The organism is Proteus hauseri ATCC 700826, from assembly GCF_001654965.1.
GTDB lineage: Bacteria > Pseudomonadota > Gammaproteobacteria > Enterobacterales > Enterobacteriaceae > Proteus > Proteus hauseri.
Window position 1 is genome coordinate 112828 of the sequence record NZ_LXEV01000036.1, and the last position, 11025, is coordinate 123852.

At 39.5% G+C, this 11025-nt stretch carries 11 protein-coding genes; all 11 read right to left on the reverse strand.

The window, feature by feature from the left end; all coding sequences use genetic code 11:
* Positions 1-16: 16 nt before the first annotated feature.
* The gene (gene cutC / locus M997_RS16710) at positions 17-3448 is read right to left on the reverse strand and encodes a choline trimethylamine-lyase (RefSeq protein WP_064721251.1); all 3432 of its coding nucleotides are present in this window, start codon (positions 3446-3448) and stop codon (positions 17-19) included.
* A gap of 56 nt (positions 3449-3504) precedes the next feature.
* A complete protein-coding gene (locus M997_RS16715; RefSeq protein ID WP_064721252.1) occupies positions 3505-4653 on the reverse strand; it encodes a 1-propanol dehydrogenase PduQ in 1149 nt (382 codons plus the stop codon).
* 7 nt (positions 4654-4660) lie between these two features.
* The gene (locus tag M997_RS16720; protein WP_064721253.1) at positions 4661-4924 is read right to left on the reverse strand and encodes a EutN/CcmL family microcompartment protein; all 264 of its coding nucleotides are present in this window, start codon (positions 4922-4924) and stop codon (positions 4661-4663) included.
* 26 nt (positions 4925-4950) lie between these two features.
* Positions 4951-6618 (reverse strand): acetaldehyde dehydrogenase (acetylating), encoded by a 1668-nt coding sequence (locus M997_RS16725; protein ID WP_064721254.1) that lies wholly within the window; start codon positions 6616-6618, stop codon positions 4951-4953.
* A gap of 71 nt (positions 6619-6689) precedes the next feature.
* Entirely contained in the window at positions 6690-6968 is a 279-nt protein-coding gene (locus M997_RS16730; RefSeq protein ID WP_064721255.1) for a BMC domain-containing protein, read from the reverse strand.
* Between the two features lie 14 nt (positions 6969-6982).
* On the reverse strand, positions 6983-7267 hold the full coding sequence (locus tag M997_RS16735) for a BMC domain-containing protein (RefSeq protein WP_006536329.1): 285 nt from the start codon (positions 7265-7267) through the stop codon (positions 6983-6985).
* Between the two features lie 20 nt (positions 7268-7287).
* Positions 7288-7566: a BMC domain-containing protein gene (locus M997_RS16740; RefSeq protein WP_004249182.1), complete on the reverse strand. Its 279-nt coding sequence runs from the start codon at positions 7564-7566 to the stop codon at positions 7288-7290.
* Positions 7567-8338: 772 nt separating this feature from the next.
* Complete coding sequence (locus M997_RS16745; protein ID WP_064721256.1) at positions 8339-8857, reverse strand: FidL-like protein; 519 nt, start codon at positions 8855-8857, stop codon at positions 8339-8341.
* Positions 8857-9732, reverse strand: coding sequence for a transcriptional regulator (locus M997_RS16750; RefSeq protein ID WP_064721257.1), 876 nt, complete (start codon positions 9730-9732; stop codon positions 8857-8859). Before M997_RS16750 ends, M997_RS16745 begins: the two co-directional genes overlap by 1 nt.
* Positions 9733-9758: 26 nt before the next feature.
* On the reverse strand, positions 9759-10346 hold the full coding sequence (locus tag M997_RS16755; protein ID WP_064721258.1) for a TetR/AcrR family transcriptional regulator: 588 nt from the start codon (positions 10344-10346) through the stop codon (positions 9759-9761).
* Positions 10347-10828: 482 nt separating this feature from the next.
* Positions 10829-11025, reverse strand: a 197-nt coding sequence (locus M997_RS17605) for a hypothetical protein (RefSeq protein ID WP_157957771.1), incomplete at its 5' end; no start/stop codon positions are given.

Consider the following 11025-nt stretch of genomic DNA (forward strand, 5'->3'; position numbering starts at 1 on the left):
CCTTAATAGCTATGATTTAGAATTTCTCAATCACAGTACGACTGATAATTTCATCCTGAACTTCTTTACATAATTCAACGAAGTAAGCACTGTAGCCAGCAACACGAACGATTAAATCGCGATATTTTTCAGGCTCTATTTGTGCTTTTTTCAGCACTTCATTATCGACATAGCTAAATTGCATCTGGCCATTACCCAGAATTGAAGCGGTTCTTAGTAAGGTGATTAGACCTTGGCGGCCTTCATTGGTATCTAACAATCCTTTCAAAAATTTGAAGTTATGAACCATACCGATATTCATGGTTTCAACATTCATTTTGCTGATAGATTTGATAATCGCAGTCGGACCATGTTTATCAGCACCTTGTGTTGGACTGATGCCGTCAGATAACGGTTTCCATGCTAAGCGTCCATTTGGTGTGGCTGCGGTTAACTCACCAATTGGCGTATTGTTAGAGATAGACAGCGTACCGTGACTCAATGTGGAATAGAGCATTTTGTATTGACGACATTCGCGCTCAGTCCATTCCGTAATATCTAATGCGTATTGGTCAACAACATCGTCATCGTTACCAAATTTTGGTGCATTTAAGCAATCGCGTAATAGCTCTTCGTGACCCTCAAAATTAGCTAATAGCGCATCACGAATTTGTTCTAAGCTATATTTCTTATCGTCGTAAACCAATTTGCGAATAGCGGCCATTGAATCAACATAGGTTGCTAAGCCAGAGAAGATAAGACCCGGGCCGTGGTTAACCATCGCACCACCCGCAGTAACGTCTTTACCCTGTTCCATACAGCCTTCAACTAACAGCGACATCAATGGTTTTGGCGCAACATCACGGTGTACACGCTGGCTAATAACAGTACCTATCGCAGATAAGCGAACGATATGCGCAATTTGTTCTTTAACCGCTCTGTCAAAGTCTTCATAAGTACGTAAATCACGTAAATCGCCAGTATCTAAGCCTTGATAGCTATCAAACAGCACCATACGACCACGATTTAATACGAATTCAATCGCAATTGGCCATTGGGTGTAACCTGTTGATGTCCATTGATAAATACGACCTGATTTTTGTGGCTCAACACAACCCATTAAGCAGTAGTCACGCGCATCTTCAAAGTCGAAGCCTTTACGTAGCATCATTTTGATATGAGAATCGTCGAAGTGGCATGCAGGGAAACCCATACCCGCTTTAACTACATCAACGATTTTTTCCATATATTGTGGTGGTGACTGGTTATGAATACGGCATGCCAATGAAGGTTGATACACTTTCACAAAGCGCACGGCATCCATAATTAGGAACGTTAAGTCATTACACGCATCGCCACCAGAACGTTTTTGCCCACCTACGGTTAAGTTGATAAATGGCTGATAACCAGCAAAATATTTTGCACCTAACTCACTCGACATCCACATTAACTCAGCACATTTGATGATAAAGGCTTGCATCATCTCCAGTGCTTGCTCTCGGGTTAAAACACCTGTTTTGATGTCGTTTTCATACATTGGGAAGCAATATTGGTCTAATCGACCTAAAGAAAGACCGGTTTGGTTCTCTTCAACTTCAAACAGTGATTCAACAGTCCAGATACTTTGCAATGCTTCTTGCAACGTTTTTGGCGGATTAGCAGGTACGTTTTCATTAACTTGCGCGATGGTTAGTAACTCTTCACGGCGTTGTGGATTGCTCTCTTTTGAGGCCAGTTCACGCGCATGCTCAGCAATACGATGAGCATAAGCAATAACCCCTTCACAACTTTCAATCGATGCTTTATAAAAATAGATACGGTCGATATCAGCAGGATTATCCATGCTTAATTCAGCCAGTTTTGCCTGAGCATCAGCTTTAATACCATTCATCCCTTTGGTAAATAGTAAAACGTCATAACCTGGGCAAGTATCGCCACCACCGTTGATTTGGTGATAAGAAAGATCACTGACAAAGGTTTCTCCGCTAAATTCCCAAACACCCGCTTCGCGATATTGTGCTTCACAAATTTCATCAAGAGAGCGGCCTTCCCAGAAAGGAACTAACTCTTCGCGGATCACTTTTTTGTCTTCTTCTGAGATAACAAAGGGATCTTGTGGACGCGTGCTCATGGTATCAAGTTCATCACGAACCCAACGCCATGCGATATCAGGAGAGAAAGCGCCAGCACGCGGTTTTCCACAAGGATGCCCAACAATCAGCTCTTCATCTTGAATTAAAATTGGTGCGGTTTCACAAGCTCGACGGAAAGCTTTAGCTCGCAGCAAAATTGGTGGTAAACCTGGGTTTTCACGTACGATTTCAGTAAACGCTAAAGCTCTATAAATAGAAACACTTGGGCGCGCTTCTAAATAGCGATTACGTAAACGTTGTAGGCGAGGCGTTAAGCCTTCCATTACTTTAAATTCGCTATCAGCTTGTGCTGTTGGTGCAACAAAACCTGCTGATGGTGCAGAATATTCAGGCTGGCTATTCATACGTCCGTTATATAAACGAACTTGTAGGGCGCTGTGTAATGTTGAAAGGTTAGTTCGAGCTGACAACAACATTTCTGATAATTCATTAATACTAATGCGAGGATCGTTGATATCAACGCCATGTACCATCGCATCAAACATTGGGTAGCCATCAACTTCTTTCGTTGCACGAACTTCTGAAAGCTCAGCCAACTTCAGCCATAAACTTTCAACAATTTCATAAGCCTGTGCTTGTGTTAAACGGCCTTGATCGATATCACGTTGATAGAACGGATAAAGTGCTTTATCAAACCCCATTGGATTCACGGCATAGCTGCCGTTTTCCAGATGTAAGATTAATTGCAGTAAATAGAATACTTGGCTTGCTTCTTTAAATGTTTCAGCTGGTTTTGCTGGCACTTTGCGTAAAATAGCTGCATTTTCTAGTAATTCGGCTTTACGGTATGGATTACCTTCCATTGCCGCTAAATTTTCTGCTTTTGCAGAAAGAATTTGAGCAAAATACAGTGCCGCATCACAGGCATAGATAGCTGATTTACAGAAATTTGCTTCATCCATGCTGCTACGATTTACCGCACTACCAATGCTTCTAATTCTGTCTTCAAGTTGCGCTTTAATCGCTAAAAAGCCTTGATTAACCACCAGCATATAATCTGGTGATCCAACGTTATTTTGGCCACTTAAAAAGCGGTAAATAGAAGCACTGCGAACTTCTTCTTCAGTGTGAAAAATAGCACCACGAGGCGTCGAAGATTGACTACCAATGAGCAATTCATCTTGTGCGATGTAGCTTGGAAAATGACGAATAAATTCATAGAAACGCTGCGCTGGTTTAATCGCTTGTGGTACACCGGCAATGCTGCTGTCTAATGAATCAAAAATGGTCGCACGCTCGGTGCTTATTGAGCTATTACGTGAGACTAAACGTTCTGCCAGCATTTTTACGCGTGGCGTCAAAGAATATTTGGCCATGTGGGGCTCTCCTGATGTTCTTTACTTGACCTAATCGGTATTAATTCGGTTGAGCATTAGCTGTGTGATACACCGGCAAATGCCTGACGATATAATGTTTCTAATTGGTGTGTGTTTACGTCACGCGGATTTGTTGGCGTACAACTATCACGCAAAGCCTGTCCGACCATCTCCGTTAAACGGGTATAAAAGTCCGCTTCACTAACACCGGTATCGCGAATACTCTTCGGCATACCCATTTCATCTTTCAATACATTGATAGCAACAATTAAACTGGTTACCCCTTCTCTTACTGTATTGGCTGGTAGCCCTAAACTTTGAGCGAGATAGGCATAACGTTGTGCTGCTTCACTACGACAATCGCCGTGAAGATTGGCGTTAAAGGCGACGACATGTGTCATCAATAACGCATTAGCTCGGCCATGAGGCACATGGAACACGCCGCCTAACGCATGAGCAAGGCTGTGCGTAATACCTAAAGAAGCGTTAGTAAATGCCATACCCGCAATACAAGAGGCGTTATGCATTTTTTCGCGAGCTAACAGGTTGTCACCTTGGTGATGACAATCAATCAAGTGGCTAAACACTAACTTGACTGCTTTTTCTGCCATTGCATCGGTAAAATCAGAGGCTGCTTTAGATACATAAGCTTCGAGCGCATGGCACAGCACATCCATACCGGTATCAGCAGTAATTGTCGGAGGTACAGATTTCACTAACTCAGGGTCGAGAATGGCGACATCAGGCAACATAAATTCATCAACCAAAACCAGTTTTTCATTACGTGATTTAATCACTGAAAATGAGGTTACTTCTGAACCTGTACCACTGGTCGTTGGGATCGCAATAAATTGCGGTTTAACTCTGTTACTCTCTTTACGGGTATGCCAGAGGGAGTACATAACGGCTTTCGCGGCATCGATAACAGACCCACCACCGAGTGCAATAACCAAGTCTGGATAGTTGGCATCCATCATTTTCATACCACTGACAATGGCTGAAATATCAGGATCAGATGCCACATCATCATAGACTTGAAACTCAATCCCCCGTTGCAGTAGCTTGTCAGTAACTTTATTTGCAAAGCCAAACTTCACCATTGCTTTATCTGTCACCACAAATGCGCGGCGGGCAGTTAACCCAGCTAGGAAATTCAGTGCATTGGTGCCAAACTGAATTTTGGGCTTTATCAGAAACTCACTCATGTCGTTATTACTCCTTACTGTCCCGATAAACCTTCTCAACAATGGCAACCACAGACATCGCTTTGTAACGATCTTTATTCAGTGCAAAGTACTCTTCAGCCAACACAACATCGTTGATACCCGCACCTACACTATCCACTGCAACATAGGTTTTGTTTTTCAGTGGCTTAAGCTCATCATCTAACGTTGCTATCATCAGCAGGTTACTACCTTTGAGTTCTGGGCTTTTTTGTGTCGCTACTACGTGTCCGATAACCTTTGCGAGGATCATGGTTTATATCGCCTTATATCAATGAGTTATTTACTCAGACGTCCGAGAACTTCCTTGATAATGCGTTCCACGTTTTCTTCGGTAATATCACCTTGTGCCACCACTTGTTGCACACATTCACTGGCTTGCGCATAAGAAGATGTCGCACCAAAGCGATCATCACCTTGAATCTGGCGCTGCGCAGTTGCACACTCAGCATGAACAGGTGTTAAAGAAGATGATTGAAAACGAGCGTCTTCAAGGATGCTTGTTTGATGAGTCGAACTTGCAACAGAACAAGCAGAAACAACTGACTGAGCCGCTTCTTGTGCTAAAGGACAAGGTTGTTTTAATTCTTCAACGGTGCGTACGCCATAACCCACTTTACGAATATTAAGTAAATTCATTGGGCCAACGTTGTCAGAACTAGAACCGCCACCAACAGCACCACAGCCTAATGTTAATGCAGGCGTAATATTGGTTGTTGCACCAATACCGCCTAATGCAGCTGGGGTATTAATTAAAATACGGTTTACTGGTTTTTCTAATGAGAACTGACGAATAACATCTTCGTTTTGAGTGTGAATAACTAAGGTATGACCTAAACCTTCGTTAGTCAGCAAATCAACCACACGATCACAGGCTGACTTCCAATCTTCTTCGATATACATACCTAAGATTGGGCAAAGTTTTTCGCGTGAGTACGGATTTTTAGGTGAAACCGTGTCTTGCAGCGCGATTAATACGCGAGTACTTGCTGGTACGCTAAAGCCTGCTCGTTGGCTTAAATAAATCGCATCTTTACCCACAACCGCCGGGTTAATTGTGCCATTTGCGCGTAATAACATTGAAGCCACTTTCGCTGCTTCTTCGTCATTCATAAAGTAAGCACCTTGCGCTAATAATTCGCGATGTACTTCGTTATAAATGCAACGTTCTACAATAATGGATTGCTCTGATGCGCAGATAACACCGTTATCGAATGTTTTACTGGTGATGATATCGCTCACCGCTTTTTTGATATCCGCACTACGCTCGATAAATGCAGGACCATTACCAGGGCCGCCACTGATGGTTGGCGTACCAGATGCATAAGCGGCACGTACCATGCCTTCACCACCAGTCGCTAAAATTAATGACACATCTTTGCTGTGCATTAATTCTTTGGTTGCTTCTAGTGTCAGTAAAGTCACGCCATCCACAATACCTTCTGGCGCACCCGCTTCATATGCCGCTTTTTTCACGATCTCTAAGGCACGAAAACTACACTGTTTTGCATTAGGGTGTGGTGAAAAAATAATCGCATTACCCGCTTTCAGTGCAATCAGGGTTTTATAGATAATGGTTGATGTTGGGTTAGTTGAAGGCACCAGTGCGGTAATAACCCCTAAAGGCACGCCAACATCCATGACTTTTTTCACTTTATCGTCATTGATAATGCCAACGGTCTTCATATCTTTCATATGTTCATACACACGCAATGACGCGAAGGTATTTTTCAGGACTTTATCTTCCCACTTACCAAAGCCTGTCTCTTCGTTCGCCATTTTTGCTAGCTCTTCTGCGTGGCGAGCTGCTTCAAATGCGATGTGTTTTACAATACTGTCGATTTTTTCCTGCGAAAATTTAGCGAAGATATGCTGTGCGTTTTTCGCATTACGAACTAGCTCACGAGCCAGTTGTCTGGATTGCAAATCTTTATCTAATGCAACCATGGTATCCCCCATACAGGAGTTAAAAAATTTAGCTGAATAACTTATTTTTTTGCTTTGCTGCACCTGAATAATCAGGCTTTATGCTGCTCGGCAATTTTCTCGATATCGTTATGCGGTCTTGCAATAACACGAGAGGTCACAACAGTGCCGATGCGTTTTGCCGCTTCAACACCAGACTCAACCGCTGCATTTACCGCACCGACATCACCTTTAACCATGGCCGTTACCAGACCTGAACCGACATTTTCATAACCAATCAGTTCAACATTGGCGGCTTTACACATCGCATCAGCCGCTTCAATGCAGGCAACGAGACCTTTGGTTTCAATCAGACCAAGTGCTTCTTTCATATCAATTTCCTTCGTTATTCAGTCACTTTGTACTGGGCAACGATTTTTTGAATATCGTTGTGTGGACGAGCGATTACTAATGAAGTCACTACAGTGCCAACACGTTGAGCTGCTTCTAAGCCGGACTCTACGGCCGCTTTCACTGCACCTACATCACCTTTCACCATCGCGGTTACTAGGCCAGAGCCGACATTTTCATAGCCAATTAACTCAACATTGGCGGCTTTACACATCGCATCAGCCGCTTCAATACAAGCAACTAAGCCTTGCGTTTCGATAAGTCCTAATGCATCACCCATACGTTCTCCTAAGGCAAAAATTATGCCTTGTGCTTGATAACAATCTTGTTGATGTCATTGTGAGGACGAGCAATCACGAGTGATGTAACCACTTCACCCACGCGTTGTGCTGACTCCACACCTGAATCCACAGCAGCTTTCACTGCGCCTACGTCGCCTTTCACCATCGCAGTCACGAGACCTGAACCCACATTTTCATAGCCAATTAGTTCAACGTTCGCGGCTTTACACATAGCGTCAGCAGCTTCAATACATGCCACCAGACCCTTGGTTTCGATCAGACCTAATGCATCACCCATTTTCATTTCCTCCGAGAAGCCGTTTAACGGTTTACGTTTGCCCATTGTGTCTGCGTGGTGATTTTTTAAACGCAGACTTTGGTTTCAAAACCACTATAACGGCCAAAAAATAAAACGACATATAAATCCAGATTATGAAAAGATATAGAATTTAACTCTGCCATTTAGACTTTTTTATCTCCTTATTTATATCTCTATGCTAATAATTTCTTTTTTCCATAGTTTAAAATTTATGAGAATTCATAAAAAAAAGATTAAAAAATAGGCCAATTAACTTTGTTAGAAGGATGTTGATAAGGTGCAAAAATCGAGTATATCTAAGAGGAAAAGATGTGCGGAATATCACTGATATTTGAGCGTGAGATCAATAACAGAAAAATGCTAAATCGAGTCTATATACAAATCGTGCTATTTCTTTGGCTATAACGTATCTTTTCAACAACACAAAGAAATAAACCTATCGCGATTATAAAAATGTAATCACTCAAGAGATAAAAAGCTTAGGAAAATCTGTATTAAATTATCGACAAATCACCAATAGGCTTGTTAGAAAAATAATTACGTAAATGACATACAGGATTGAAAGAAATAACTGCTATCAGTGAGTAAATGAATAAATGAATAAATGAGTAAATGAATAAATGAGTAAATGAATAAACGAGTGAGTGAATGAGTAAATAAATGAATAAAGAAGTGAGTAAGTTATTTAACCAAAGATTTAACCAGTAGCAATTAAATACCCGACAACATACGGGTATTTAATAAAGTGAAATCAATCAAATTTACTACCAGGTTTTAAGGTACAAATATAGAGTGGTGAATTTAGCGAACTTAATAAAATAGTTTTTTCATTAAGCTTCTGGGCATTAAGAAATAACCCATCATGACTATCTGACATTTCGCGCATAAAATAGTCAAAAATAACATCTGGTGATTCATCTATCGAAGAAGCGCTTGATCCCCACTGACTGACAAAATAGTGTCGTTCTGTAGGTGAAACTCGCTTGGTTGTGTAATCAAATTTCACATAGCGCTGTAAATAAAGCCAACCCGCTTTAGAATCTGTATATCCTTCAACAACTATCGAACCTTTACCATTGGCACCAAATGAGAAGTGAATATTACCATTTACATTTTCTGCTTCCATATTTTCAAAACGCATAATGCCTTTGGTTGAGCAAACCATGACACCTTCATTTTTTGCAGAAAGAAATGTTGTAGCTGAATATAATGCGACCAAGATAAAAATCAGGGCCGAAAACAGACATAAAAGTTTCCCTGAGATTTTCATTAGTATTTCCAAGAATAGTAAAAGTAATTGTCGCAATAACTAAATGGATTATCTTCGTTCTTTGCACAATGCGCTAAAAATACGCGCCCTAATCCATTGGTTTGTAATTTATCCCCATAAAAGAAAACAAATCGCTCACCTTTTACACACTGTAAATTGAGCTTGTTTCGTACTGCATCAAAATTTTGCACGTAATTATCACTTACCGCTGAATTAATCATCGCTTCATTAGAGAGCAATTCACAATCATTATGCGCTAATGGAGTAAGCGTAATTGGTTTTGAATGATGTTGATTAAAGAAAGTAATTATCACCAAAAATAACGCCCCAAAAAGAAAACCAATACTGGCTAAATACCAGCAAATATCTGGTCGTTTTGCTTTTTGTTGCAAATTTTCTGATGATAGATTCTCTTTACTGTTTTGGCTTTCCTCTGATATTACTTCTACTGATACAATCTCTGATATATTTTTTACAGATAACGATTGTTCATTATTGGGTGTGGCTGTTTCTGTATTAAGTTGAGTTATGGGTAATAATGTTGAATCATCAATTAGCTCTATCGAGATATCAGGATTAAACTCTAATCGCCCTTTGGCAATAGTGACAATAATATTTTCAATACCATAATGGCGAAACGTTTTGCGTAATAAACTCAAATATTGGTTTAAATTACTATTTGAAGATACCAGCCCATTATCATCCCAAACGCATTTTAATACTTCATCGCGATTAACCACACCAGGATGCTGAATAAAGTAAAATAATAACGCATTGGCTGTAATAGAAAGATGCGTATCTACGCTATCTTTTTCTAATGAAATTGCGCCATCCGTTGCGTCGTAATAAATTAAGGCATTTATTTTGTATTTCATTGTGCCCTCATTCATCCTGATTAAAATTACTGATTTGCTGTGTTTGCCATATAGTCAAATGTCATCTCAGATAATCTTTCAACTAATGCGCTACGCTCTTCTTGAGAAATAGTCGGACCTTCTGTTAACTCAGATAACCAAAGCCCATCAGCGGCATAACGAATTAATGTTCCTAAATAACTATTATCTAATTTATCACCTTTAGCTAAATGTTCTAACATCCAGTCACGCCAACATTTACGCATAATAGGTTCATTTGGCATTGCTAAAGACAGTATGGCTAATTGGCGGCTTTCGTCTGACTGTTTTAAATCAGAAATATAGGTTAAATAAGCGCGAGAAAAACGCCCTACTTCTATAGGATCATTTTCCATAATCACCGCAATACGACTATCCATAATACCTAATAGACGTTTAAAAACCGCATGGACTAATTCTAGCTTGCCAGGAAAATGATGAAGTAATCCACCTTTACTTACCCCTGCTTCTTTTGCTACGGCATTTAAAGAGAGAGAAGCTATTCCTTCATTAGCCACAATAACGCTTGCCGCTTCCAATAATTGTTCTTGAACGCGGATTGGGTCTTTTTTTCGGTGATGCGCAGTTGTATTCATGACAAGGATAATACCGACCAGTCGGTATGTTCCTTATTGATCGAAATCAATTTGATTTCGACTGATGCTTATTATATGTAAATAATGCAGTTGACTTCACATTCCTTTATTTTTAATCAAACTTAATTTAAAAATTTAAATTAATTTATAGACTTGATCTGGGTGATAAATTAATAAATTTTAGATAAATTAAGTTTGATTTTCATCAAAAAAATAACTGTATTGATTAACAAATTAATTAATAATTGCAAATAAGATAAAAATAAAGAAACTAATATTTAATTGATTTCTTTATTTCAAATTAAATTTATTTTTGTATATATGATTTTATATTTTATCGTGACTATTTGTTTTTCCTAAAAAAATAAAATAACCACTATTTAAATAGTCTTAAATTTATTGCTAATTTATCTTTTAGATTCAGATGAAAATGAATCTATGATGTCATCCTTCTTTTCTTTACCAATCTCTTTACTGTAAGGTTAACTATAAATTCCTTCATCAGTAAGATCAATTACATCACTATATATAGGATTAACTGTTACTAAGTTATTTTCACTCTCCAATTCATTAATATTTCTTATTAAATCAAGAACATCATAATTTATTTTGTCATATATATGGTAATTTGGATCATCTGTTATTGATGCACCAGTAACCTCACTTTGTATATTATTAA